This window comes from Streptomyces sp. NPDC015139, from assembly GCF_043079785.1.
Classification (GTDB): domain Bacteria; phylum Actinomycetota; class Actinomycetes; order Streptomycetales; family Streptomycetaceae; genus Streptomyces; species Streptomyces albidocamelliae.
Map to the genome: position 1 here is coordinate 194,442 of NZ_JBIBUW010000005.1, position 25,092 is coordinate 219,533.

At 71.3% G+C, this 25,092-nt stretch carries 20 protein-coding genes; 18 read left to right on the top strand and 2 right to left on the bottom strand.

Annotated elements, in window-relative coordinates:
- Position 1: 1 nt before the first annotated feature.
- Entirely contained in the window at positions 2–550 is a 549-nt protein-coding gene (locus ACF08B_RS15820) for a carbonic anhydrase (RefSeq protein WP_093480929.1), read from the bottom strand.
- Between the two features lie 419 nt (positions 551–969).
- Between ACF08B_RS15820 and rsmH the strand changes: the two genes are divergently transcribed.
- The 16 genes from rsmH to ACF08B_RS15900 all read left to right on the top strand — a co-directional run bounded on the left by rsmH (position 970) and on the right by ACF08B_RS15900 (position 18,794).
- Complete coding sequence (gene rsmH / locus ACF08B_RS15825) at positions 970–1,926, top strand: 16S rRNA (cytosine(1402)-N(4))-methyltransferase RsmH (RefSeq protein ID WP_392317864.1); 957 nt, start codon at positions 970–972, stop codon at positions 1,924–1,926.
- An 88-nt stretch (positions 1,927–2,014) separates the two neighbouring features.
- Positions 2,015–2,572, top strand: coding sequence for a septum formation initiator family protein (locus ACF08B_RS15830; RefSeq protein ID WP_392317865.1), 558 nt, complete (start codon positions 2,015–2,017; stop codon positions 2,570–2,572).
- Between the two features lie 5 nt (positions 2,573–2,577).
- Positions 2,578–4,542, top strand: a complete 1,965-nt coding sequence (locus ACF08B_RS15835) for a peptidoglycan D,D-transpeptidase FtsI family protein (protein ID WP_392317866.1) — start codon at positions 2,578–2,580, stop codon at positions 4,540–4,542.
- Positions 4,543–4,719: 177 nt separating this feature from the next.
- Complete coding sequence (locus ACF08B_RS15840) at positions 4,720–6,240, top strand: UDP-N-acetylmuramoyl-L-alanyl-D-glutamate--2,6-diaminopimelate ligase (RefSeq protein ID WP_392317867.1); 1,521 nt, start codon at positions 4,720–4,722, stop codon at positions 6,238–6,240.
- Positions 6,241–6,244: 4 nt separating this feature from the next.
- A complete protein-coding gene (murF, locus tag ACF08B_RS15845) occupies positions 6,245–7,660 on the top strand; it encodes a UDP-N-acetylmuramoyl-tripeptide--D-alanyl-D-alanine ligase (protein ID WP_093478367.1) in 1,416 nt (471 codons plus the stop codon).
- On the top strand, positions 7,660–8,730 hold the full coding sequence (mraY, locus tag ACF08B_RS15850) for a phospho-N-acetylmuramoyl-pentapeptide-transferase (protein WP_392318140.1): 1,071 nt from the start codon (positions 7,660–7,662) through the stop codon (positions 8,728–8,730). The genes murF and mraY overlap by 1 nt, the downstream gene beginning before the upstream one ends.
- The gene (gene murD / locus ACF08B_RS15855) at positions 8,712–10,154 is read left to right on the top strand and encodes a UDP-N-acetylmuramoyl-L-alanine--D-glutamate ligase (RefSeq protein WP_392317868.1); all 1,443 of its coding nucleotides are present in this window, start codon (positions 8,712–8,714) and stop codon (positions 10,152–10,154) included. The genes mraY and murD overlap by 19 nt, the downstream gene beginning before the upstream one ends.
- Before the next feature lie 68 nt (positions 10,155–10,222).
- Entirely contained in the window at positions 10,223–11,584 is a 1,362-nt protein-coding gene (gene ftsW, locus ACF08B_RS15860) for a putative lipid II flippase FtsW (RefSeq protein WP_392317869.1), read from the top strand.
- Positions 11,585–11,590: 6 nt separating this feature from the next.
- Positions 11,591–12,679, top strand: a complete 1,089-nt coding sequence (murG, locus tag ACF08B_RS15865; RefSeq protein WP_123438179.1) for an undecaprenyldiphospho-muramoylpentapeptide beta-N-acetylglucosaminyltransferase — start codon at positions 11,591–11,593, stop codon at positions 12,677–12,679.
- Positions 12,680–12,705: 26 nt separating this feature from the next.
- Entirely contained in the window at positions 12,706–13,500 is a 795-nt protein-coding gene (locus ACF08B_RS15870) for a cell division protein FtsQ/DivIB (protein WP_392317870.1), read from the top strand.
- A gap of 280 nt (positions 13,501–13,780) precedes the next feature.
- Positions 13,781–14,995 (top strand): cell division protein FtsZ, encoded by a 1,215-nt coding sequence (gene ftsZ / locus ACF08B_RS15875; protein ID WP_073892900.1) that lies wholly within the window; start codon positions 13,781–13,783, stop codon positions 14,993–14,995.
- Entirely contained in the window at positions 14,992–15,720 is a 729-nt protein-coding gene (gene pgeF, locus ACF08B_RS15880) for a peptidoglycan editing factor PgeF (protein WP_392317871.1), read from the top strand. The genes ftsZ and pgeF overlap by 4 nt, the downstream gene beginning before the upstream one ends.
- 6 nt (positions 15,721–15,726) lie before the next feature.
- Positions 15,727–16,446: a YggS family pyridoxal phosphate-dependent enzyme gene (locus tag ACF08B_RS15885; protein WP_392317872.1), complete on the top strand. Its 720-nt coding sequence runs from the start codon at positions 15,727–15,729 to the stop codon at positions 16,444–16,446.
- 128 nt (positions 16,447–16,574) lie between these two features.
- Entirely contained in the window at positions 16,575–17,216 is a 642-nt protein-coding gene (locus tag ACF08B_RS15890) for a cell division protein SepF (protein WP_093478381.1), read from the top strand.
- Positions 17,217–17,275: 59 nt separating this feature from the next.
- A complete protein-coding gene (locus tag ACF08B_RS15895; protein ID WP_093478382.1) occupies positions 17,276–17,563 on the top strand; it encodes a YggT family protein in 288 nt (95 codons plus the stop codon).
- Between the two features lie 52 nt (positions 17,564–17,615).
- On the top strand, positions 17,616–18,794 hold the full coding sequence (locus ACF08B_RS15900; RefSeq protein WP_392317873.1) for a DivIVA domain-containing protein: 1,179 nt from the start codon (positions 17,616–17,618) through the stop codon (positions 18,792–18,794).
- Positions 18,795–18,978: 184 nt separating this feature from the next.
- Here ACF08B_RS15900 and ileS read toward each other — a convergent pair whose 3' ends face one another.
- Complete coding sequence (ileS, locus tag ACF08B_RS15905) at positions 18,979–22,116, bottom strand: isoleucine--tRNA ligase (protein WP_392317874.1); 3,138 nt, start codon at positions 22,114–22,116, stop codon at positions 18,979–18,981.
- A gap of 606 nt (positions 22,117–22,722) precedes the next feature.
- Here ileS and ACF08B_RS15910 point away from each other — a divergent pair.
- Positions 22,723–24,399, top strand: a complete 1,677-nt coding sequence (locus tag ACF08B_RS15910; protein WP_392317875.1) for a TraR/DksA C4-type zinc finger protein — start codon at positions 22,723–22,725, stop codon at positions 24,397–24,399.
- A gap of 67 nt (positions 24,400–24,466) precedes the next feature.
- Positions 24,467–25,075, top strand: coding sequence for a signal peptidase II (gene lspA / locus ACF08B_RS15915; protein WP_392317876.1), 609 nt, complete (start codon positions 24,467–24,469; stop codon positions 25,073–25,075).
- Positions 25,076–25,092 lie beyond the last annotated feature (17 nt).

Genomic DNA, 25,092 nt, shown 5'->3' on the forward strand with positions numbered 1-25,092 from the left:
GTCAGACCGGGTCGACCTCACGCAGCAGACCGGTGCGCACGTCGAAGACGAACCCGCGTACGTCGTCGGTGTGCAGCAGGAACGGCGAGGTGCGCACCCGCTGCATCGACTGCCGCACGTCCTGGTCGACGTCCCGGAAGGACTCCACCGCCCACGCCGGACGCTGGCCGACCTCCATCTCCAGCTCGGTGCGGAACTCCTCGGTGAGGGACTCCAGGCCGCAGCCGGTGTGATGGATCAGCACGACGCTGCGGGTGCCGAGCTTGCGCTGGCTGATCGTCAGGGAGCGGATCACGTCGTCGGTGACCACGCCGCCCGCGTTGCGGATCGTGTGGCAGTCGCCGAGCTGCAGGCCGAGGGCCTTGTGCAGGTCGAGCCGGGCGTCCATACAGGCGACGACGGCGACGTGGAGAACCGGGCGGGCGTCCATGCCGGGGTCGGTGAAGGCTTCGGCGTAATGCTGGTTCGCGTCCACGAGGCGGTCGGTGACGGTACCGCCGGTCGTTATGGCCCCTTCGGGTCCGGTGGGCACTGCTGCAGAAGTCGTCATGCCGACGACGTTACTGGTCACGTACTGGTCCGGCCCGATGTGAGGGGGGACAAAGAACGCCATCACCGCTTGTTGTGAGCCAACCCACAGGAAGGCGAACCCGGTGTCACCCGGATGAACCCGTTCGAATTGTGGTCCCGGCCGTGAGGCGGTACGCGACGCGCAGGCCGGTTGATTGACCGCGAGACAGGGTGGACTAAAGTGGCGCGAAGCGGGAGGCGAGGCCCTCCCTGCTGGTGAAGTCCCCGGAGACCCCGGCACCCGCCCGGACCGTCTCCCCACGTGCGCGGCGCGTACGTACGGCTCGGCCTCCTCCCGCTTCCGGTCGGCTGTCGCTTCCGGCGCCGGCAGGCCTCCCGTTCACGAGCGGGCGGGGACCCGGCGGTGCGTACGGCCACGCCGGATCCTGAGAGGCCCCCTTGAGCCAGAGTCGACACGTCCCGGTGATGCTCCAGCGGTGCCTGGATCTGCTGGCGCCCGCCCTGGAGCGCCCGGGAGCCGTGGTCGTCGACTGCACCCTCGGCCTCGGCGGCCACAGCGAGGCACTGCTGGCCCGGTTCCCCGAGGCACGGCTGATCGGCCTCGACCGGGACAAGGAGGCGCTGCGCCTGTCCGGCGAGCGGCTGACGCCGTACCAGGACCGCGCCTCCCTCGTGCACGCCGTCTACGACGAGCTCCCCGAGGTGCTGCGGCGGCTCGGCGTCCCGCGCGTGCAGGGCGTGCTGTTCGACCTCGGCGTGTCCTCCATGCAGCTCGACGAGGCCGACCGCGGCTTCGCCTACGCCCAGGACGCGCCGCTGGACATGCGCATGGACCAGACGACCGGCATCAGCGCCGCCGAGGTCCTCAACACCTACCCGGCGGGCGAACTCGTGCGCATCCTGCGCGCGTACGGCGAGGAGAAGCAGGCCAAGCGGATCGTCTCGGCGATCGTCCGCGAGCGCGAGAAGGAGCCGTTCAGCAACAGCGCACGGCTCGTGGAGCTGATCCGGGACTCCCTGCCGCAGGCCGCCAAGCGCACCGGCGGCAACCCGGCCAAGCGCACCTTCCAGGCGCTGCGCATCGAGGTCAACGGCGAACTGTCCGTTTTGGAGCGCGCGATCCCGGCCGCCGTGAAGGCCCTCGGCGTCGGCGGACGCATCGCCGTGCTGTCGTACCACTCGCTCGAAGACCGCCTGGTCAAGCAGGTGTTCGCGGCCGGAGCCGCGTCCACCGCGCCGCCCGGGCTGCCGGTCGTGCCCGAGCGCTACCAGCCGAGGCTCAAGCTGCTCACCCGCGGTGCCGAACTTCCCACCGAGGAAGAGGTCGCCGAGAACCGCCGCGCCGCACCCGCCCGGCTGCGGGGCGCCGAGCGCATCAGGGAGGACGCCGAGTGAGCGACACGGGTCGGTTCCATTCCCCCACCCGCAGGGGGAGCACCTCCCCGACCGACCGGGGGAGCCACCCCGCCCCGCTGGGGGAGTGATGGGCAGCAAACCCGCACTGAAAGGCCGGGCGGCCCGGCTCGCCCGGCTCTTCCCGGCCGGCCGCGCCAGGGCGGCCCGCGCTCCGTTCGTCCTCCTCGTCGTCCTGCTTCTCGGCGGCGGCCTCATCGGGCTGCTGGTGCTGAACTCCGCGCTCAGCGAGGGCTCGTTCCGCCTCGCCGACCTGCAGAGGCGGACGAAGAACCTCACCGACGCGGAACAGGCCCTGCAGCGGGACATCGACGCCTACTCGTCCCCCGACGCCCTGCAGCGCCGCGCCCGCGCGCTCGGCATGATCCCCGGCGGCGACCCCGCCTTCCTCGACCCCGACGGCAGGGTCAGGGGCGTCCCGAGCCCCGCCGCCCCCGAGCCCGCCGTCCTCACCGGGCCGGGAGCACCCCCGACCATGGACCCGGCCGTCGGCCTCTCCACGTCCCCGGCCCCCACGGCGGCCACCCCCGCGCCGCCCGCCCGGCCCCAGGGCGCGCCCACGGCCTCCGCCCCGGCGCCGCCGCCCGCCCAGCCCCAGTCCGCCTCCACCCCGACCCCCGGCAGGTGACGGAAGTGTCCGACAGGGAACCGCCGCGCCGCCGCGTGCCCGCGCCCGCCAGGCCACCCCGGCCGCGGGAGGCCGTCCGGCGCCGGCCCGGGCCCGCCGCCCGCCCGGCCCGCCGCCCGGGCGGGTCCCGGCCCATGCCCCCGCCGCCGCTCCGGCTCGGCAGCCCCCGGCCCCGGCTGCGCCTGGTCGCCCTCGCCCTGACCCTGGTGCTGCTCGCGTTCGTCGTCCGGCTGCTCCAGGTCCAGGCCGTCGACGCGAGCGCCTACGCGGCCCGCGCCGAGCAGAACCGCTACGTGGTCCACACTCTGACGGCCGAACGCGGCGGCATCACCGACCGCAACGGCGTGGCCCTCGCCATCAGCGAGGACGCCTACGACATCACGGCCGACCCGACGATGTTCCGGGCCAAGCAGCTGAAGGTCGACGACGGCCCCGAGCAGGCCGCCACGCTGCTCGCGCCGATCCTCGGCCAGGACCGGGACAAGCTCCTCAAGAAGCTCCGGCCCGCCAACCCCGACTCCCGCTACGCCCGGCTCGCCACCCGGCAGACTCCGCAGGTCTGGAAGCAGATCAAGGACCTCAAGAGCGCGCTCACCAAGAAGTCCGAGACGGACCGCGGCACCGTCAACGTGCTGGCCGGCGTCTTCGCCGACCCCAGCAGCCAGCGCGTGTACCCCAACGGCGATCTCGCCGCCGGGATACTGGGCTGGGTCAACGCCGACGGCAAGGGCGGCGGCGGCGTCGAGCAGCAGCTGGACAAGCAGCTCTCCGGCAAGGACGGCAAGGTCCGCTACGCCCAGTCCGGCGGCCGCGAGGTGCCCACGGCAGGGTCCACGGAGACGCCCGCCGTGCCCGGTTCCGACGTCGAGCTCACCATCGACCGCGACATCCAGTGGGCGGCGCAGAACGCGATCAGCGAGCAGGTGAAGAAGTCCAAGGCCGACCGCGGGTACGTCGTCGTCCAGGACACCCGCACCGGACAGGTCCTGGCCATGGCGAACTCTCCCGGCTTCGACCCGAACGACCTGTCGAAGGCCGACGGCGACGCCATGGGCAACGCGGCCCTCCAGGACGCCTACGAGCCCGGCTCCACGGCGAAGGTCATGTCGATGGCGGCCGTGCTGGAACGGAACGTGGCGACCCCGCTCACCCATGTCGTCGTACCCAACCGGCTGCACCGCGGGGACCGTCTCTTCCAGGACGACATCGACCACGACACCTGGAACCTCACGCTGAACGGCGTCCTCGCCAAGTCCAGCAACATCGGCACCATCCTGGCCACCGGCGAACTCGGCAAGACGCAGCCCGAGGCCAACAAGGTCCTCTACTCGTACCTGCGCAAGTTCGGCATCGGCGGCTACACCGGGCTCGACTTCCCCGGCGAGACACGCGGCATCCTCGCCCCGCCGCAGAAGTGGTCCACCTCGCAGCAGTACACGATCCCCTTCGGCCAGGGCTTCTCCATCAACGCGATGCAGGCCGCCTCCGTGTACTCGACCATCGCCAACGGCGGCGTCCGGGTCGAGCCGTCCCTGCTGCGCGGCACCAAGGGCGCCGACGGGCGCTTCACCCCGGCGCCGAAACCCGAGGAGACCCGGGTGGTGGGCGCCAAGACCGCCAGGGAACTCGCCCGGATGCTGGAGTCCGTCGTGGACGACGAGCAGGGCACGGGCGTGAAGGCCCGCATCCCCGGGTACCGGGTCGCGGGCAAGACCGGCACGGCCAACCGTGTGGATCCGGCCACCGGCAGGTACCGCGGCTACACGTCGTCGTTCGCCGGTTTCGCGCCCGCGGACAAGCCGCGCATCACCGTCTACTGCGCGATCCAGAACGCCACCGTCGGCAGCTACTTCGGCGGCCAGATCTGCGGGCCCATCTACAAGCAGGTGATGGAGTTCGCCCTGAAGACCCTCCAGGTCCCGCCGACCGGCGCGAAGTCCGCCAACCTGCCCGTCGACTACAAGCCCTGATCAAGCCCTGATCAGCGCCCCGGAAACACCAGGAACGAGCTCGTGACAACGATCACCCCGAACGCCGGGAACCAAGGGGCCGAGAACCCTCCACTTCGCTCCGGAGCGGGTGCGCCCGGTACGCTCACCGCCGTGCCACACGCTGATCAGTCCCAAACCACCCAGAAGGGCGCTTCCGTGACATATCCGGGACCGCCGCGACCGGTTCAGGTCTCCGCCACACCCCTCGCGGAGCTCGCCGATCAGCTGGGTACCGCCGCGCCCGCCGACTCCGCCGGGATCACGGGGATCACCCACGACTCGCGCGCCGTCCGCCCCGGCGACCTGTACGCCGCGCTGCCGGGCGCCCGCCTGCACGGAGCCGACTTCGTCACCCAGGCCGCCGGCCTGGGCGCGGCCGCCGTGCTCACCGACCCGACGGGCGCCGAACGCGCCGCCGCGACCGGACTGCCGGTCCTGGTCGTCGACGACCCGCGCACGCGGATGGGCGAACTGGCGGCGACCATCTACGGCCGGCCGGGCCGCGGACTGCTCCAGATCGGCATCACCGGCACCTCCGGCAAGACCACCACCGCCTACCTGGTCGAGGGCGGCCTGAAGACCACCCGCAGCACCGGCCTCATCGGCACCGTCGAGATGCGGATCGGCGACGAGCGCATCAAGTCCGAGCGCACCACCCCCGAGGCCACCGACCTCCAGGCCCTGTTCGCCGTCATGCGCGAACGCGGCGTCGAGGCGGTCGCCATGGAGGTCTCCAGCCACGCCCTGGTCCTCGGCCGGGTCGACGGCTGCGTCTTCGACATCGCCGTGTTCACCAACCTCAGCCCGGAACACATGGAGTTCCACTCCGACATGGAGGACTACTTCCGGGCCAAGGCACAGCTGTTCACCCCGCGGCGCAGCAAACTCGGCGTCGTCAACGCCGACGACGAGTACGGCCGCCGGCTCGCCGCCGAGGCGACCGTCCCGGTCGTCACGTACTCCGCCGAGGGCCACCCCGACGCCGACTGGCGCGCCGAGGGGGTCGAGGTCGGTCCCATGGACTCGACGTTCACCGTCGTCGGCCCCCAGGGCGAGCGCGTGCACGCCAGGTCGCCGCTGCCGGGGCCCTTCAACGTGGCGAACACCCTCGCCGCGATCGTCGCCCTCGCCGTGGCCGGAATCGACCCGCAGGTCGCCGCCGACGGCGTCGCCGCCGTGCCCGGCGTCCCCGGCCGGCTGGAGCGCGTCGACGCCGGGCAGCCCTACCTCGCGGTCGTCGACTACGCCCACAAGACCGACGCGGTCGAGTCGGTGCTCAAGGCGCTGCGCAAGGTCACCAAGGGTCGTCTGCACGTCGTCCTCGGCTGCGGCGGCGACCGCGACCAGACCAAGCGCGCCCCGATGGGCGCCGCTGCGGCCCGGCTGTCCGACACGGCCGTGCTGACCTCCGACAACCCCCGCTCCGAGGACCCGCTCGCGATCCTCGCGACCATGCTCCAGGGCGCGGCCTCCGTGCCCGCGCACGAGCGCGGCGAGGTGCTCCTCTTCGAGGACCGGGCCGCCGCGATCGCCGCCGCCGTCGGCCGGGCGCAGCCCGGCGACACCGTGCTGGTCGCGGGCAAGGGCCACGAGCAGGGCCAGGACATCGCCGGCGTGGTCCGTCCCTTCGACGACCGCCAGGTGCTCCGCGAAGCTATCCAGAAGACCCAGGGATGAACTTGTGATCGCCCTCTCCCTCGCCGAGATCGCAGAAGTCGTCGGCGGGCAGACGCACGACATACCGGATCCGTCCGTCCAGGTCACGGGACCGGTGGTCCGGGACTCCCGCGAGGTGGTCCCCGGCAGCCTGTTCGCCGCCTTCGTCGGCGAGCGCGTGGACGGCCACGACTACGCGGCTCAGGTCACCGGGGCCGGTGCGGTCGCCGTGCTGGCGTCCCGGCCGGTCGGTGTCCCCGCGATCGTGGTCGAGGACGTGCAGACGGCCCTCGGCGCCCTCGCCCGGCACGTCGTACGCCGGCTCGGCGCCACCCTCGTCGCCCTGACCGGCTCCGCGGGCAAGACCAGCACCAAGGACCTCATCGCGCAGGTGCTCGGGCGCAAGGCGCCGACGGTGTACACGCCGGGCTCGCTCAACAACGAGATCGGGCTGCCGCTGACCGCCCTGTCCGCCACCGAGGAGACGAAGTTCCTCGTGCTGGAGATGGGCGCCCGCGGCATCGGGCACATCCAGTACCTCGCCGGACTGACGCCCCCGCGGATCGGCCTGGTGCTCAACGTCGGCACCGCCCACATCGGCGAGTTCGGCGGTCGTGAGCAGATCGCCCAGGCCAAGGGCGAACTCGTCGAGGCGCTGCCCCCGGCGGCGGACGGCGGTACGGCGGTCCTCAACGCCGACGACCCGCTGGTCCGGGCGATGGCCTCCCGTACCAAGGCGAAGGTGGTCCTTTTCGGAGAGTCGGCCGAAGCGGACGTACGCGCCGAGAACGTGCGACTCACGGACAGCGGACAGCCCGCCTTCAGACTTCACACACCCTCCGGTGCAAGCGATGTGACCATGCGCCTGTACGGTGAGCACCACGTGTCGAACGCGCTCGCCGCGGCCGCCGTCGCCCATGAGCTGGGCATGTCCGCGGAAGAGATCGCCCTCGCGCTCTCCGAGGCGGGCTCCCTCTCCCGCTGGCGGATGGAGGTCACCGAGCGCCCGGACGGCGTGACCATCGTCAACGACGCCTACAACGCCAACCCCGAGTCCATGCGGGCCGCCCTTCGGGCGCTCGCGGCCATGGGCAAGGGGCGCCGCACGTGGGCGGTGCTCGGCAAGATGGCCGAGCTGGGGGACGAGGCGCTCGCCGAGCACGACGCCGTCGGACGGCTGGCCGTCCGGCTCAACGTCAGCAAGCTCGTCGCCGTCGGGGGGATTGAGGCCTCCTGGCTGCAACTGGGCGCATATAACGAGGGTTCGTGGGGTGAGGAGTCGGTGCACGTGTCCGACGCACAGGCGGCGATCGACCTGTTGCGCAGCGAGTTGCGCCCGGGGGACGTCGTACTCGTGAAGGCGTCCCGTTCGGTGGGGCTGGAGAGCGTTGCCCAGGCGCTCGTCGAGTCCGGTGCCGAGGGTGAGGTTGCCGCCCGATGATGAAGCAGATCCTGTTCTCAGGAGTCATTGGCCTCTTCCTGACGCTGGTCGGCACTCCGCTGCTGATCAAGCTGCTGGCCCGCAAGGGCTACGGCCAGTACATCCGCGACGACGGCCCACGCGAGCACGCCAGCAAGCGCGGTACGCCGACCATGGGTGGCATCGCCTTCATCCTGGCGACGATCGCCGCGTACTTCCTGAGCAAGCTCATCACCGGTTACACGCCGACCTACTCGGGTCTGCTGGTCCTCGGCCTGATGTTCGGCATGGGCCTGGTCGGCTTCCTCGACGACTACATCAAGATCGTCAAGCGGCGTTCGCTGGGCCTGCGGGCCAAGGCGAAGATGGCCGGCCAGCTGATCGTCGGCATCGGCTTCGCGGTGCTGTCGCTGATGTTCTCCGACGCCCGCGGCAACACCCCGGCCTCCACCAAGCTGTCCTTCATCACGGACTTCGGCTGGTCGATCGGCCCGGTGCTGTTCGTGCTCTGGGCGCTGTTCATGATCCTCGCCATGTCGAACGGCGTGAACCTGACCGACGGTCTGGACGGCCTCGCCACCGGCGCCTCCGTCCTCGTCTTCGGCGCCTACACGTTCATCGGCGTCTGGCAGTTCCAGGAGTCCTGCGCCAACGCGCAGACCCTGACCAACCCGGGCGCCTGCTACGAGGTGCGCGACCCGCTCGACCTGGCCGTGGTCGCCTCCGCGCTGATGGGCGCCTGCCTGGGCTTCCTGTGGTGGAACACCTCGCCCGCGAAGATCTTCATGGGCGACACCGGCTCGCTCGCCCTCGGCGGTGTCCTCACCGGCCTGGCCATCCTCTCCCGCACGGAGCTGCTGGTGGCCATCATGGGCGGCCTGTTCGTCCTCATCACCATGTCGGTCGTCATCCAGGTCGGCTCGTTCCGGCTCACCGGCAAGCGCGTCTTCCGGATGGCGCCACTCCAGCACCACTTCGAACTCAAGGGCTGGTCCGAGGTCCTCGTGGTGGTCCGATTCTGGATCATCCAGGGTATCTGTGTGATTGTCGGACTCGGCCTCTTCTACGCAGGATGGGCAGCGGACAAGTGACCTCCTCGGTGCCTTCCGGGACCTTCGAACTCCAGGGCAAGCGCGTCACCGTCGCCGGGCTCGGCGTCTCCGGCGTCCCGGCGGCCAAGGTGCTGCACGCGCGCGGGGCGGTCGTCACGGTCGTCAACGACGGTGACGACGCACGCGCGCGCGAACAGGCCGCGGAGCTGGAGGCGCTCGGGATCACCGTGCGCCTCGGCGACGGCGCGACCCTGCCCGAGGGCACCGAGCTGATCGTCACCGCGCCCGGCTGGAAGCCCGACAAGCCGCTGTTCCTGGCGGCCGGGAAGGCCGGCGTGCCCGTCTGGGGCGACGTCGAGCTGGCCTGGCGCCTGCGGGGACCCGACGCGGCCCCCTGGCTGGCCGTGACGGGCACCAACGGCAAGACCACCACCGTGCAGATGCTCGCCTCCATCCTCGCGGCCGCGGGCCTGCGCACGGCCGCCGTCGGCAACATCGGCGTCTCCCTGCTGGACGCGGTCCTCGGCGAGGAGCGGTACGACGTGCTCGCCGTGGAGCTCTCCAGCTACCAGCTGCACTGGGCGCCCTCCCTGCGCGCCCACTCCGCGGCCGTCCTCAACCTCGCCCCCGACCACCTCGACTGGCACGGCTCCATGGAGGCGTACGCCGCCGACAAGGGCCGCGTCTACGAGGGCAACCAGGTGGCCTGCGTCTACAACGTGGCCGACGCGCGCACCGAGGACCTGGTGCGCGAGGCCGACGTCGAGGAGGGCTGCCGCGCCGTCGGGTTCACCCTCGGCACGCCCGGGCTCTCCCAACTCGGGGTCGTGGAGGGCATCCTCGTCGACCGCGCCTTCGTGCCGGACCGGCACAAGAACGCGCAGGAGCTGGCCGAGGTGTCCGACGTCAACCCGCCGGCCCCGCACAACATCGCCAACGCCCTTGCCGCGGCGGCCCTCGCGCGCGCCTTCGGGGTGCCCGCCGCCGCCGTCCGCGAAGGCCTGCGGAACTTCCGTCCCGACGCGCACCGCATCGCGCACGTGGCCGACATCGACGGGGTCGCGTACGTCGACGACTCCAAGGCGACGAACACCCATGCCGCGGAAGCCTCGTTGGCGGCATATGAACCGATCGTATGGATTGCGGGCGGTCTGGCGAAGGGCGCGACCTTCGACGAACTCGTCGCCACGTCGGCCAAGCGGCTGCGCGGCGCCGTCCTGATCGGTGCCGACCGCGCGCTGATCCGCGAGGCCCTCGCGCGACACGCCCCGGAAGTACCCGTGGTGGACCTCGACCGGACCGACACTGGGGCGATGCTCCAGGCGGTGACGGAAGCGAAGCGGCTCGCTCAGCCCGGCGACACGGTGCTGCTGGCCCCGGCCTGCGCCTCCATGGACATGTTCACCAACTACAACCAGCGCGGTGACGCTTTCGCGGCGGCGGTCCGCGAACTGCGCGCCTGACCCCGGCCGCCCGCCGGGCGGATCTAGGGAGGGACGCGTGGGACGGTCGACGCGCAGCGGAGGCGCCGATGCCCAGTAGCCGTACCGGCCGGCCACCCGTGCAGCGGGCGTCCCGGCGCCCGGCCGTGTCCCGTCCCGCGCGCGAGAACCCCGTACAGCGCTTCTACGGGCGCGCGAAACGGGCCTGGGACCGGCCGCTGACCGCCTACTACCTGATCCTCGGCGGCAGCGTGCTGATCACCGTGCTGGGTCTGGTGATGGTCTACTCGGCCTCCCAGATCACCGCGCTGCAGCTGTCGCTGCCCGGGTCGTACTTCTTCCGCAAGCAGGCGCTCGCCGCGCTCATCGGCGGCGCGCTGCTGTTCGCCGCCTCCCGGATGCCGGTGAAGCTGCACCGGGCCCTGGCCTACCCGATCCTCGCCGGCGCCGTGTTCCTGATGGTCCTGGTGCAGGTGCCCGGGATAGGGATGGCGGTCAACGGGAACCAGAACTGGATCTCCCTCGGCGGCTCCTTCCAGATCCAGCCCAGCGAGTTCGGCAAGCTCGCCCTCGTGCTGTGGGGCGCGGACCTGATCGCCCGCAAGCAGGACAAGAAGCTGCTGACCCAGTGGAAGCACATGCTGGTGCCCCTGGTGCCGGTCGCCTTCATGCTGCTCGGGCTGATCATGCTCGGTGGCGACATGGGCACCGCGATCATTCTCACGGCGATCCTGTTCGGTCTGCTATGGCTCGCGGGCGCGCCGACCCGGCTGTTCGCCGGCGTGCTGTCGATCGCCGGCCTGATCGGTGTGGTCCTGATCAAGACCAGCCCCAACCGGATGGCCCGTCTCGCCTGCATCGGCGCCACGGAGCCCAAGGCGGGCGTGGCCGACTGCTGGCAGGCCGTGCACGGCATCTACGCCCTGGCCTCCGGCGGACTCTTCGGATCCGGTCTCGGTGCGAGTGTGGAAAAATGGGGCCAACTACCCGAAGCCCACACCGACTTCATCTTCGCCGTCACCGGTGAGGAACTGGGCCTGTCGGGGACGCTGTCGGTGCTCGCCCTGTTCGCGGCTCTAGGCTATGCGGGTATCCGCGTGGCCGGACGCACGGAGGACCCCTTCGTGAGGTACGCCGCGGCAGGTGTGACGACCTGGATCACCGCCCAGGCGGTGATCAACATCGGTGCGGTGCTCGGCCTGCTGCCGATCGCCGGCGTCCCCCTCCCGCTGTTCTCCTACGGAGGGTCCGCCCTGCTGCCGACCATGTTCGCCATCGGGTTGCTGATCGCCTTCGCACGCGACGAGCCCGCTGCGCGGGCGGCGCTTGCGACGCGGCAACCTCGCTTTGGTAGAAAGCGGGCGGGAGGCTCCGGTGCCGAGCGGGGGCCTCGGAGATGGAACACGATGCGACGGCGTGCCACAGCGGCGCGTTCGTCCGGAGAGCGGTGAATTTCGGTGCATGTCGTACTCGCCGGTGGGGGGACCGCCGGCCACATCGAGCCAGCGCTCGCCCTCGCGGACGCCCTGCGCAGGCAGGACCCGACCGTGGGAATCACGGCCCTGGGCACGGAGCGCGGTCTGGAGACGCGGCTCGTCCCGGAGCGCGGCTACGAGCTGGCGCTGATCCCGGCGGTGCCGCTGCCGCGCAAGCCCACCCCTGAACTGATCACGGTCCCGGGCCGGCTGCGCGGCACGATCAAGGCCGCCGAGCAGATCCTGGAGCGCACCAAGGCGGACGCCGTGGTCGGCTTCGGCGGCTACGTCGCCCTGCCCGCCTACCTGGCCGCCAAGCGGCTCGGTGTGCCCATCGTGATCCACGAGGCCAACGCCCGCCCGGGCCTGGCCAACAAGATCGGCTCGCGGTACGCGGCCCGGGTCGCCGTCTCCACCCCGGACAGCAAGCTGCGCGACGCCCGCTACATCGGCATCCCGCTGCGCCGCTCGATCGCCACCCTGGACCGCGCCGCCGTGCGCCCGGAGGCACGCGCCCGATTCGGCCTCGACCCGAACCTGCCCACGCTGCTCGTGTCCGGCGGCTCCCAGGGCGCCCGGCGGCTGAACGAGGTCGTCCAGCAGGTCGCCCCGTGGCTCCAGCAGGCCGGCATCCAGATCCTGCACGCGGTCGGCCCGAAGAACGAACTGCCGCAGGTGCACCAGATGCCGGGGATGCCCCCCTATCTCCCGGTAAGTTACCTGGACCGGATGGACCTCGCGTACGCCGCGGCCGACCTGATGCTCTGCCGCGCGGGCGCGATGACCGTCGCCGAACTCTCCGCCGTCGGGCTCCCGGCCGCCTACGTCCCGCTGCCCATCGGCAACGGCGAACAGCGGCTGAACGCCCAGCCGGTGGTCAAGGCGGGCGGCGGGCTCCTCGTCGACGACGCGGAGCTCACGCCCGAGTGGGTGCAGCAGAACGTCCTGCCCGTGCTCGGTGACCCGCACCGGCTCTACGAGATGTCCCGCGCGGCAAGCGAGTTCGGCCGCCGGGACGCCGACGAACTGCTCGTCGGCATGGTGTACGAGGCGATCGCCTCACGCCGTTAGGACCATATGACGAAAGGGCAGTGAGCGTGGCCGGACCGACGACCGCCGAGCGCGGAGACCGCCAGCAGGAGTCGTCCGGCCCGCCGCCCGCCCGGAGGCTCCGAGGGCGGCGGCTGCGCGCGCTCGCCGTCCTGGCCGTGCTCGTCATCCTCCTGGGCGCCGGTGGTACTTGGGCGCTGTACGGCTCCCACTGGCTGCGCGTCGGGCACGTCTCGGTGTCCGGCACGCGCGTGCTGACCCCGGCGGAGGTGCGCGCGGCGGCCGCCGTTCCGGTGGGTGCCCCGATGATTTCCGTCGGCACGGACACCATCGAAGCCCGACTTCGCCGGAAATTGCCCCGAATTGACACCGTCGACGTGGTGCGTGCCTGGCCGCACGGAATCGGCCTGAAAGTGGTGGAGCGCACTCCGGTGCTGCTTGTCCGAAAAGGCGGCGATTTCGTCGAAGTCGACGACGACGGTGTCCGGTTCGCCACGGTTCCGGACGCGCCGAGGGGCGTTCCGATGCTGGAAATGTCCGTCTCCCGCACCGGTTCGGGCGCCGCGAGCTTCCGGCGCTTCGGGACCGACCGGCTCGTGGTCGAGGCGGTCCGGGTCGCCGGAGAACTGCCGGCCGCCGTCGCACGGGGCACCCGGGCCGTCCAAGTCCGCTCCTACGACGCCATCTCGCTGGCCCTGGCCGACGGGCGCACGGTCGCCTGGGGGAGCGGCGAGAACGGCCGCGCCAAGGCACGAGCCCTCACAGCACTCATGAAAGCAGCTCCCGGTGCGCGGCACTTCGACGTGAGCGTCCCCACCGCCCCTGCGTCATCGGCGAGTTGACGCACATCAGCGCAGGCCAGCACCCTGGTTGGGCACCGCTATGGCTGATCACATAGGGTGAAAAGAAAAACGGGAGGTTCGGCGTGTTCGTTGAACGGGCGCCACTTGTCGACTTAGTGTCCTGTTCAGAGACTTCAAGGAACAGACACACTGGTAACCCTAAACTTCAGGGTTAGGGTTCGGGTCGGCGCTACGGACCGTCCCATTCGGCATCTGTCGTACCGGCGCGGGGAACCCCGCACCGCGACGACAACGTAATTCGAGGCGAGAGGCCTTCGACGTGGCAGCACCGCAGAACTACCTCGCAGTCATCAAGGTCATCGGTGTCGGCGGCGGTGGTGTCAATGCCATCAACCGGATGATCGAGGTCGGTCTCAAGGGTGTCGAGTTCATCGCCATCAACACCGACGCACAGGCGCTGTTGATGAGCGACGCCGACGTCAAGCTCGACGTCGGCCGTGAACTCACCCGCGGACTCGGCGCCGGAGCCAACCCGGCCGTCGGCCGCAAGGCCGCCGAGGACCACCGCGAGGAGATCGAGGAGGTCCTCAAGGGGGCCGACATGGTCTTCGTGACGGCCGGTGAGGGCGGCGGCACCGGCACCGGCGGCGCGCCGGTGGTGGCCAACATCGCGCGCTCCCTCGGCGCCCTCACCATCGGTGTGGTGACGCGCCCGTTCACCTTCGAGGGACGGCGCCGCGCGAACCAGGCCGAGGACGGCATCGCAGAACTGCGCGAAGAGGTCGACACCCTCATCGTCATCCCCAACGACCGGCTGCTGTCCATCTCGGACCGCCAGGTCTCGGTCCTGGACGCCTTCAAGTCCGCGGACCAGGTCCTGCTCTCCGGTGTCCAGGGCATCACCGACCTCATCACCACCCCCGGTCTGATCAACCTCGACTTCGCCGACGTCAAGTCGGTCATGTCCGAGGCCGGTTCGGCCCTCATGGGCATCGGTTCGGCCCGCGGCGACGACCGCGCGGTGGCTGCGGCCGAGATGGCGATCTCCTCGCCGCTGCTGGAGGCGTCCATCGACGGCGCCCGCGGTGTGCTGCTCTCCATCTCCGGCGGCTCCGACCTCGGCCTCTTCGAGATCAACGAGGCCGCCCAGCTGGTCAGCGAGGCCGCCCACCCCGAGGCCAACATCATCTTCGGCGCGGTCATCGACGACGCCCTCGGCGACGAGGTCCGGGTCACCGTGATCGCGGCCGGCTTCGACGGCGGCCAGCCGCCGGCCCGCCGGGACAACGTGCTCGGCTCGGCCTCCGCCTCCTCTTCCTCCGCGCCCCGCCGCGACGAGCCCGCCCCGGCGCGGCCGGCCGAGCCCAGCCGCCCGTCCTTCGGCTCGCTCGGCAGCGTGAAGCCGAAGGAGGAGCCGGAGCAGGCGCCCGAGCCGGTTGCCGAGATCCCGGTCGTCCCGCCGGTCACCCCGGCCCCCCGCACCTACTCGGACAGCGGGGCCGAGGAGCTGGACGTGCCGGACTTCCTCAAGTGATAGGACAGCGCGAGAGCGTGAGCGGCGCGCACTTCGCCTTCACCGACCGGTGGGGCGGGGTGAGCGCCGCTCCGTATGAGGAGCTCAACCTCGGCGGCGCGGTCGGCGACACGCCCGAGGCGGTGCGGGGCAACCGGGAGCTGGCGGCGAAGTCGCTGGGCCTGGACGCCGGCCGGGTCGTCTGGATGAACCAGGTGCACGGCGCCGACGTGGCCGTGGTCGACGAGCCCTGGGGTGAGCGGCCGGTGCCGGAGGTGGACGCGGTCGTCACCGTCCGTCGCGGACTCGCCCTCGCCGTCCTCACCGCCGACTGCGTGCCGGTACTGCTGGCCGACCCCGTCGCCGGGGTGGTGGCCGCCGCCCACGCCGGCCGGCCCGGCATGACCAAGGGTGTCGTCCCCGCCGCCGTACGGGCCATGACCGGACTCGGTGCCGAACCGGAGCGCATCGTCGCCCGCACCGGACCGGCCGTGTGCGGCCGGTGCTACGAGGTGCCGGAGCAGATGCGCGCAGAGGTGGCCGCCGTCGAGCCGGCGGCGCACGCGGTAACCGGCTGGGGCACGCCGGCGGTCGACGTGAGCGCCGGGGTGCACGCGCAGCTCGACCGGCTCGGGGTGTGCGACCGGGCGCAGTCGCCGGTGTGCACGCTGGAGTCGGACGACCACTTCTCGTACCGCCGTGACCGCACGACCGGGCGGCTCGCGGGCTATGTGTGGCTGGACTGATGGGGCATGACGGACCGTAGAACCGAACTCGCCGCGAATCTGGCGAAGGTGGAGGAGCGCATCACCGCCGCGTGCGTGGCGGCCGGGCGCGAGCGGGAGGAGGTGACCCTGATCGTGGTCACCAAGACCTACCCGGCGAGCGATGTGCGGATCCTGTCGGAGCTCGGCGTGCGCCACGTCGCCGAGAACCGCGACCAGGACGCGGCACCGAAGGCGGAGGCCTGTGCCGATCTGCCCCTCTCGTGGCACTTCGTCGGCCAGCTCCAGACCAACAAGGTCCGCTCCGTGGTCGGGTACGCCGACGTCGTGCAGTCCGTCGACCGCTCCCGGCTGGTCACGGCGCTGTCGAAGGAGGCGGTGCGGGCCGGGCGCGAGGTGGGCTGCCTGATCCAGGTCGCGTTCGACGCCGACGCGAGCGGCCGCGGCGAGCGCGGTGGGATCGGCCCCGACGGAATCGAAGAGTTGGCCGATCTGGTGGCGCGGGCCGACGGGCTGCGGCTCGACGGACTGATGACCGTCGCCCCGCTCTCCGGGGAGTACGCGGGGCGCGAACAGGCGGCGTTCGGGCGGCTCATGGATTTGTCGACTGACCTGCGCCGAGCTCATCCGGCTGCAACCATGGTGTCCGCAGGGATGAGTGCGGACCTCGAACAGGCCGTGGCGGCCGGAGCGACACATGTGCGCGTCGGCACTGCGGTACTCGGAGTCCGACCCAGGCTCGGGTAACGTCGCCAAGAAGTCGGACCACAGCAGAAAATATGGTCAATGCCCAGTAAACCGGGCGCAACGACCTCGTGGATCGCAGGCACTTGGCAGTCGTCAGCCGATCCACCACAGAGCGGAGGACTCAGAGCATGGCCGGCGCGATGCGCAAGATGGCGGTCTACCTCGGCCTCGTGGAGGACGATGGGTACGACGGCCGCGGATTCGACCCCGACGACGACTTCGAGCCCGAACTGGACCCGGAGCCCGAGCGGGACCACCGACGGCACGAGCCGTCCCACCAGGCGCACGGTGCACATCAGTCCCAAAGGGACGAAGAGGTGCGAATCGTGCAACCGCCCGCGCAGCGCGAGCCGATGGCCCGAGCGACCTCGCTCGCCGCGGAATCCGGACGTCCGGCGCGTATCGCGCCCGTGGCATCCATCACACAAGAACGCCAGTCCCTGGAGAAGAACGCACCGGTGATCATGCCCAAGGTCGTGTCGGAACGAGAGCCGTACCGGATCACCACGCTTCACCCCCGGACGTACAACGAGGCCCGTACCATCGGGGAACACTTCCGTGAGGGCACCCCGGTGATCATGAATCTGACTGAGATGGATGACACAGACGCAAAGCGACTTGTCGACTTTGCGGCCGGTTTGGTGTTTGGTCTTCACGGCAGCATCGAGCGGGTGACGCAGAAGGTGTTCCTGTTGTCTCCTGCTAACGTCGATGTCACGGCGGAGGACAAGGCCCGCATCGCAGAGGGCGGGTTCTTCAACCAGAGCTGAGAAGCACCACCGGACCAAGTGCGGAAGAGCACGGAGCAGGGGAGAGGGAAAAGCAGGCCATGAGCGTGTTCGCGCAGGTGATCTACATCGCGCTGATGGTGTTCCTCGTCGTGCTCATCTTCCGGCTGGTCATGGATTACGTGTTCCAGTTCGCCCGCTCGTGGCAACCCGGCAAGGCGATGGTGGTCGTACTGGAGGCCACCTACACTGTCACCGATCCACCGTTGAAGCTTCTGCGGCGGTTCATCCCGCCGCTGCGTCTCGGGGGCGTGGCGCTCGACCTGTCCTTCTTCGTACTGATGATCATCGTCTACATTCTCATCTCCCTCACGAGCCTAGCGAGATGAATGTGGACGATACGGTCTTGCCGACTGCCGATGACTACGTTGAGGTGAAGAGATGCCGTTGACCCCCGAGGACGTGCGGAACAAGCAGTTCACGACCGTCCGCCTCCGAGAAGGCTATGACGAGGACGAGGTCGATGCCTTCCTCGACGAGGTCGAAGCCGAACTGACCCGTCTGCTCCGCGAGAACGAGGACCTGCGCGCCAAGCTGGCCGCGGCCACGCGCGCTGCTGCCCAGAACCAGCAGAACATGCGCAAGCCTCCGGAGCAGGACCAGCAGCATCCTCAGCAGCAGGGCATGCGAGGTCCCGGCGCGCCGGTGCCCGCCGGCATATCGGGCCCGCCGCAGCAGCAGATGGGTGGCCCCATGGGTGGCCCGCCCCAGCTGCCGAGCGGTGCCCCGCAGCTGCCTGCCGGCCCCAGCGGCCAGGGCGGCCCGCAGGGTCAGGGGCCGATGGGTCAGGGTCCGATGGGTCAGGGGCCGATGGGTCAGGGGCCGATGGGCCAGGGGCCGATGGGTCAGGGTCCGATGGGCCAGGGCCCCATGGGCGGTCAGCCGCCCATGCAGCAGCAGATGGGTGGCCCGATGGGCGGCCCCATGGGCGGTCCGATGGGCGGCCCCGGTCAGGGCCCCGGTGGCGACAGCGCCGCCCGTGTCCTCTCGCTGGCCCAGCAGACCGCCGACCAGGCGATCGCCGAGGCCCGCTCCGAGGCCAACAAGATCGTCGGCGAGGCCCGCAGCCGCGCCGAGGGTCTGGAGCGCGACGCCCGTGCCAAGGCCGACGCCCTGGAGCGGGACGCGCAGGAGAAGCACCGCGTCGCCATGGGCTCCCTGGAGTCCGCCCGCGCCACGCTGGAGCGCAAGGTCGAGGACCTGCGCGGCTTCGAGCGCGAGTACCGCACGCGTCTGAAGTCGTACCTCGAGTCCCAGCTGCGTCAGCTGGAGACCCAGGCCGACGACTCCCTGGCGCCTCCGCGTACTCCGGCGACCGCGTCGCTGCCGCCGTCCCCGGCGCCCTCCATGGCCCCGGCCGGCGCGAGCGCCCCGTCCTACGGCGGCAACCAGACGATGGGCGGCTCGCCCGCTCCGTCCGCCCCGTCCTACGGCGGCCAGCAGCAGATGACCCCGGCCATGACCCAGCCCATGGCCCCGGTCCGTCCGCAGGGTCCGTCCCCGATGGGCCAGGCTCCCTCGCCGATGCGCGGGTTCCTGATCGACGAGGACGACAACTGAGCACCGGGCACGGTGTGTAGTACGCCGTAGGCGTCGGCAGAGTTCAGGGCGGGACCCCGGATCACACGATCCGGGGTCCCGCCCTTTTTACGCGTGTTGAGACCGGCTCCTGGAGAAGGACCCGGACACGGAGAAGGGCCCGGCCTCCGAACGGAGACCGGGCCCTTCTGACGGAGTCGGGCGCCTACGCCTTGCGCAGCCGGAAGACCAGGCTCAGCCCCTCGTCCGTGAAGGCGGATCCGTACGTGTCGTCGGCGTCGCCCTGCGCGAAGTCGGCGGCCAGCACCTCATCGGCGATCAACTCGCTGTGCTCGGACAGCGCGGCGATCACCGCGGGGTCGTTCGAGGTCCAGCGCAGCGCGATCCGGTCGGCCACGTCGAGGCCGCTGTTCTTGCGGGCCTCCTGGATCAGCCGGATCGCGTCACGGGCCAGACCGGCCTGCCGCAGCTCTTCGGTGATCTCCAGGTCCAGGGCGACCGTCGCGCCGGAGTCGGAGGCCACCGACCAACCCTCGCGCGGGGTCTCGGTGATGATCACCTCGTCCGGGGCGAGAGCGACCGTCTCGCCGTCGAGCTCCACGGACGCCGTGCCCTCGCGCAGCGCGAGGGACAGCGCGGCCGCGTCGGCGCCGGCGATCGCCTTGGCCACGTCCTGCACCCGCTTGCCGAACCGCTTGCCGAGCGCCCGGAAGTTGGCCTTGGCGGTGGTGTCCACCAGGGAACCGCCGACCTCGGACAGCGACGCCAGGGCGGAGACGTTCAGCTCCTCGGTGATCTGCGTGTGCAGCTCGCGGTCCAGGGAGTCGAAGCCGCTCGCCGCGATCAGCGCGCGGGACAGTGGCTGGCGGGTCTTGACGCCCGACTCCGCGCGCGTGGCGCGGCCCAGCTCCACCAGCCGGCGCACCAGGACCATCTGCCGGGACAGCTCCGGGTCGATGGCGGAGAGGTCCGCCTCCGGCCAGGGGGCCAGGTGCACGGACTCCGGCGAGCCCGGGGTGACCGGGACGATCAGGTCCTGCCACACCCGCTCGGTGATGAACGGGGTGATCGGCGCCATCAGCTTGGTGACCGTCTCCAGCACCTCGTGCAGCGTGCGCAGCGCGGCCTTGTCGCCCTGCCAGAAGCGGCGGCGCGAACGGCGGACGTACCAGTTGGACAGGTCGTCCACGAACGCCGAGAGCAGCTTGCCGGCGCGCTGGGTGTCGTACGCCTCCAGCGCCTGGGTCACCTGGTCGGTGAGCGCGTGCAGCTCGGACAGCAGCCAGCGGTCGATCAGCGGGCGCTCGGCCGGGGCCGGATCCGCGGCGCTGGGCGCCCAGTTCGACGTACGGGCGTACAGGGCCTGGAAGGCGACCGTGTTCCAGTACGTGAGGAGCGTCTTGCGGACGACCTCCTGGATGGTGCCGTGGCCGACCCGGCGGGCCGCCCACGGGGAGCCGCCGGCCGCCATGAACCAGCGGACCGCGTCCGCGCCGTGCTGGTCCATGAGCGGGATCGGCTGCAGGATGTTGCCCAGGTGCTTGGACATCTTGCGGCCGTCCTCGGCGAGGATGTGGCCGAGGCAGACGACGTTCTCGTACGACGACTTGTCGAAGACCAGGGTGCCGACGGCCATCAGCGTGTAGAACCAGCCGCGGGTCTGGTCGATCGCCTCGGAGATGAACTGGGCCGGGTACCGGCTCTCGAACAGCTCCTTGTTCTTGTACGGGTAGCCCCACTGCGCGAACGGCATCGAACCCGAGTCGTACCAGGCGTCGATGACCTCCGGCACGCGCGTGGCGGGCTTCGCGCACTCCGGGCAGGCGAAGGTGACGTCGTCGATGAACGGGCGGTGCGGGTCGAGGGCCGACTGGTCCGAGCCGGTCAGCTCGGTCAGCTCCGCGCGGGAGCCGACGCAGGTGAGGTGGTCGTCCTCGCAGCGCCAGATCGGCAGCGGGGTGCCCCAGTAGCGGTTGCGGGACAGCGCCCAGTCGATGTTGTTGTTCAGCCAGTCGCCGAAGCGGCCGTGCTTGACCGTGTCCGGGAACCAGTTGGTGCCCTCGTTCTCCTGGATGAGGCGGTCCTTGATCGCCGTCGTGCGGATGTACCAGGAGGGCTGCGCGTAGTAGAGCAGCGCGGTGTGGCAGCGCCAGCAGTGCGGGTAGCTGTGTTCGTACGGCAGGTGCTTGAAGAGGAGGCCGCGCTGCTGAAGGTCCTCGGTGAGCTGTTCGTCCGCCTTCTTGAAGAAGACGCCGCCGACCAGCGGGACGTCCTCCTCGAAGGTGCCGTCCGGGCGGACCGGGTTGACCACGGGCAGGCCGTAGGCGCGGCAGACCTTGAGGTCGTCCTCACCGAAGGCCGGGGACTGGTGGACCAGACCCGTACCGTCCTCGGTCGTCACGTACTCGGCGTTCACCACGTAGTGCGCCGGCTCCGGGAACTCCACGAGCTCGAACGGGCGCCGGTAGGTCCAGCGCTCCATCTCGGCGCCGGTGAAGGACTGGCCGGTCGGCTCCCAGCCCTCGCCGAGCGCCTTGGCGACCAGCGGCTCGGCGACGACGATCTTCTCCTGGCCGTCGGTCGCGACGACGTAGGTGACCTCGGGGTGCGCGGCGACCGCCGTGTTGGACACCAGGGTCCAGGGGGTCGTCGTCCACACCAGCAGCGAGGCCTCGCCGGCGAGCGGGCCGGAGGTGAGCGGGAAGCGGACGTACACGGACGGGTCGACGACCGTCTCGTAGCCCTGGGCCAGCTCGTGGTCGGACAGGCCGGTGCCGCAGCGGGGGCACCAGGGGGCGACGCGGTGGTCCTGGACCAGCAGCCCCTTGCCGAAGATCTCCTTCAGCGACCACCACACCGACTCCACGTACTCGGGGTCCATGGTGCGGTAGGCGTCGTCCAGGTCGACCCAGTAGCCCATGCGGGTCGTGAGCTCGGCGAAGGCGTCGGTGTGCCGGGTCACGGACTCGCGGCACTTGGCGTTGAACTCGGCGATGCCGTACGCCTCGATGTCCTGCTTGCCGGAGAAGCCCAGCTCCTTCTCGACGGCCAGCTCGACGGGCAGGCCGTGGCAGTCCCAGCCGGCCTTGCGGGCCACGTGGTAGCCGCGCATGGTGCGGAAGCGGGGGAAGACGTCCTTGAAGACGCGCGCCTCGATGTGGTGGGCGCCCGGCATGCCGTTGGCGGTGGGCGGCCCCTCGTAGAACACCCACTCCGGGCGGCCCTCGGACTGCTCCAGGCTCTTGCTGAAGATCTTCTGGTCGCGCCAGAAGTCGAGCACCGCGTGCTCAAGCGCGGGCAGGTCGACCTGGGCGGGCACCTGGCGGTACGTCGGCGCTGTCATCTGCGAGCATCCTCCAACGGACTTGCTGCCTTCCGTCGGAGGGACGAGAGCCTTCGTTCCTGTCTACGCCGTATGCGGCGCGCTCCCGCGGTACCACCCTCCTTGGCCCTCCGCCGCGCCGTACACGCCGGTGAGCCCCCTCATTGGGGTCGCGAAGCCGGTTCTACTCGCCTCGGCCCGTGGGCTGCGGCTTTCCTCCGGCGGCTCCGGGGTGATCTTCACGTCGCGCTGACCCCCGGGCTCACACCGTCCCCGGGTCGCTCTCGGCCGCCTACGCCGCTACTCGTCCCCATCCACGCTTTTCGCTCCGCCCAGTGTACGGCGCCGCGCGGACCGTGGCCGACCGGATTTCCGGGTGGTGGGAGCACCGGCCGCGGGACCGGCCGGGGTGACCCGAATGGCGAGGGGGTGGCCGGGCTCCTGGCGTGCGGGTACGGCTCGGCGGATTACCCGGCGGGGAGCTGGGCACAACGGATGCAGGCCCGCTGCGCGGGGGGTGCGGGCGGGCGAATCGGGCGGTGTGCCCCGTTGCCGCGGGACTCAAGTCGATTTATCGTCCCAGCACGATTCGCGTGCGAGATCACAATATGTGAAGGGGCCGCGGCCATGGTGGCGAAAAAGACCGCCGTAGAGCAGCCGGCGACCAGCCGGCCCAGGGGCGCGGCCGCCTCCGGCGCCGAGAAGAAGGGCACGCGCGCGGGGGCGCCGAGCACGGCGGCGAAGGAGACGGCCGCGACCGCGAAGAAGAGGGCCGTGCGGGGGTCGGCCGAAGCGACGGTCACCGCACACGCGGACGACCGGAGGACCGCGGGGAAGAAGCAGGCCGGGAAGGCCGCGGCGAGGACGACGCCCACTGGGGAGAGCACGGAAAGCGTCCCCGCGCGTACGGCGGCCTCGCGGACGGCCGCGAAGAAGCCACGGGCCAGGACGACACCGGACGAGAGGGCGGCCGAGAAGCGGCCGGGCGACGCGGCGCCCGCCGGGAAGCCGCGGGCCGAGAAGGCCAGGGCCCACGAGCCGCCGACCGGAAAGACCCCCGCCGAGCAGGCGACGGCCCACGAGCGGCCGGCCGACCGGCCACGGGCCGGCAAGGCCCCGGCGGGGAAGGCTCCGGGCCACGAGCCGTCCGCCGAGAAGGGGGCGGGCAAGGAGGCGGCCGGCGGGAAGACGTCGGCCGGGAAGGCTTCGGCTCACCAGCCTTCGGCCGGGAAGTCGCAGGCCGACAGCGCGACGGCCCACGAGCCGGTGGCCGGGACGGAGAAGGCGGCGGGCGGGAAGGCACGCGCCGGGAAGCGGCCGGGCGGAAGGACGACCGCCACGAAGCAGCGGGCCGAGAAGACGCGGACCCACGAGCCCGCGGCCGAAGAGACGCCCGTCATGACGGCATCGGCTCACAAGCCGTCGGCCGAAGAGACGCCCGCCGTGACGGCATCCGCCCGCAAGACGCCGGCCGAGGAGCCGCGGGCCGTGGAGGCACCGGCCCGCAGGACGCCGGCCGAGAAGTCACGGGCCGGGAAGGCGGCGGCCGGGAGGACGACGGCTCACCGGGCGGCGGCCGGGAAGGCGCGGGGCGGCGAAGCACAGGCGAAGACGCCGGCCAGGAAGGGGACGGGCAGCAAGGCTGTCGCCGGGAAGGTCGTGGCGGACAGGCCGGCGGAGGGAGGGCCGGCCGAAGAGAGGCCGGCGGCGAGGAAGGTCGCCGCCGGGAAGGCGGACGGTGCGGACGTCTCCACGAGGGCGGCCGCGAAGAGCACGGCCAAGGAAGCGGGCGCGGCGCGGGCCGCAAGGCAGACGGGAGCCACGACAGTGGTTGCGAAGAAGACTCCTGGCACGGCCACGACGGCGCAGTCCGCCGTTCCCAAGGCGCGGGTCGCCGCGGCGGAGCCCGGCGAGCTGGCGGTGCGCCCCGGCGAGGACCCCTGGACCCCGCAAGAGGTCGACGAGGCCCGCGCCGAGCTGCTGTCGGAGGTGGAGCGGCTGCGGACCGAGATCAGCACCTCCGAGGCGTCCCTCGTGGGCCTGATGCGCGACTCCGGGGACGGCGCGGGCGACGACCAGGCCGACACCGGCACCAAGAACATCACGCGCGAGCACGAGATGGCGCTGGCCGCCAACGCGCGCGAGATGCTGACCCAGAACGAGCACGCCCTGGAACGCCTGGACTCGGGCACCTACGGCCTGTGCGAGAACTGCGGGAACCCCATCGGCAAGGCCCGGATGCAGGCCTTCCCGCGAGCCACCCTGTGCGTGGAGTGCAAGCAGAAGCAGGAACGCCGCTCCTGAGCATGAGGGCCCCTCGGCACGTGCCGTACTCTCGTCCTCAGTCAGGCACCTAGGTTGAGGGACTCACGTGGCAGAGGCGGAGCGCATCATCGGTACGCCGGACACCCCGGAAGACAGCGGCGAGCGGACGGCGGCGGCCGGCGCGACCGGCGTGGGCGAGCAGCAGACCCGGGCGGAGCGGCGCACGGGCCGCGGGCGCCGTATCGCCGTGCTGTTCGCGGTCGCCGCGTTCGCCTACGCCGTCGACCTGATCAGCAAGCTGCTCGTGGTGTCGAAGCTGGAGGGCCGCGCGCCGATCCGGCTCGTCGGGGACCTGCTGGAGCTGCACGCCATCCGCAACCCGGGCGCCGCCTTCGGCTTCGGCGCGGCCTTCACGATCATCTTCACGCTGATCGCCGCCGCCGTGATCGTGGTCATCATCCGCCTGGCCCGCAAGCTGTACAGCTTCCCCTGGGCGGTCGCCCTCGGCCTGCTGCTCGGCGGCGCGCTCGGCAACCTCACCGACCGGATCTTCCGGGCCCCGGGGATCTTCGAGGGCGAGGTGGTGGACTTCATCGCGCCCAAGGGCTTCGCGGTGTTCAACCTCGCCGACTCGGCGATCGTCTGCGGCGGCATCCTGATCGTGCTGCTGTCCTTCCGCGGCCTGGACCCGGACGGCACGGTCCACAAGGACTGAGCCGGCGCACCAGGACC

Excerpts from the sequence above, each read along its gene's own strand:
- ftsW (WP_392317869.1), top strand. The coding sequence starts at position 10,223 with ATGCCCAGTAGCCGTACCGGCCGGCCACCCGTGCAGCGGGCGTCCCGG.
- ACF08B_RS15820 (WP_093480929.1), bottom strand. The coding sequence starts at position 550 with ATGACGACTTCTGCAGCAGTGCCCACCGGACCCGAAGGGGCCATAACG.
- ACF08B_RS15895 (WP_093478382.1), top strand. The coding sequence starts at position 17,276 with ATGAGCGTGTTCGCGCAGGTGATCTACATCGCGCTGATGGTGTTCCTC.
- ileS (WP_392317874.1), bottom strand. The coding sequence starts at position 22,116 with ATGACAGCGCCGACGTACCGCCAGGTGCCCGCCCAGGTCGACCTGCCC.
- ACF08B_RS15900 (WP_392317873.1), top strand. The coding sequence starts at position 17,616 with ATGCCGTTGACCCCCGAGGACGTGCGGAACAAGCAGTTCACGACCGTC.
- ACF08B_RS15885 (WP_392317872.1), top strand. The coding sequence starts at position 15,727 with ATGACGGACCGTAGAACCGAACTCGCCGCGAATCTGGCGAAGGTGGAG.
- ACF08B_RS15910 (WP_392317875.1), top strand. The coding sequence starts at position 22,723 with ATGGTGGCGAAAAAGACCGCCGTAGAGCAGCCGGCGACCAGCCGGCCC.
- murD (WP_392317868.1), top strand. The coding sequence starts at position 8,712 with ATGGGCAGCGGACAAGTGACCTCCTCGGTGCCTTCCGGGACCTTCGAA.
- ACF08B_RS15890 (WP_093478381.1), top strand. The coding sequence starts at position 16,575 with ATGGCCGGCGCGATGCGCAAGATGGCGGTCTACCTCGGCCTCGTGGAG.
- ACF08B_RS15830 (WP_392317865.1), top strand. The coding sequence starts at position 2,015 with ATGGGCAGCAAACCCGCACTGAAAGGCCGGGCGGCCCGGCTCGCCCGG.
- mraY (WP_392318140.1), top strand. The coding sequence starts at position 7,660 with ATGAAGCAGATCCTGTTCTCAGGAGTCATTGGCCTCTTCCTGACGCTG.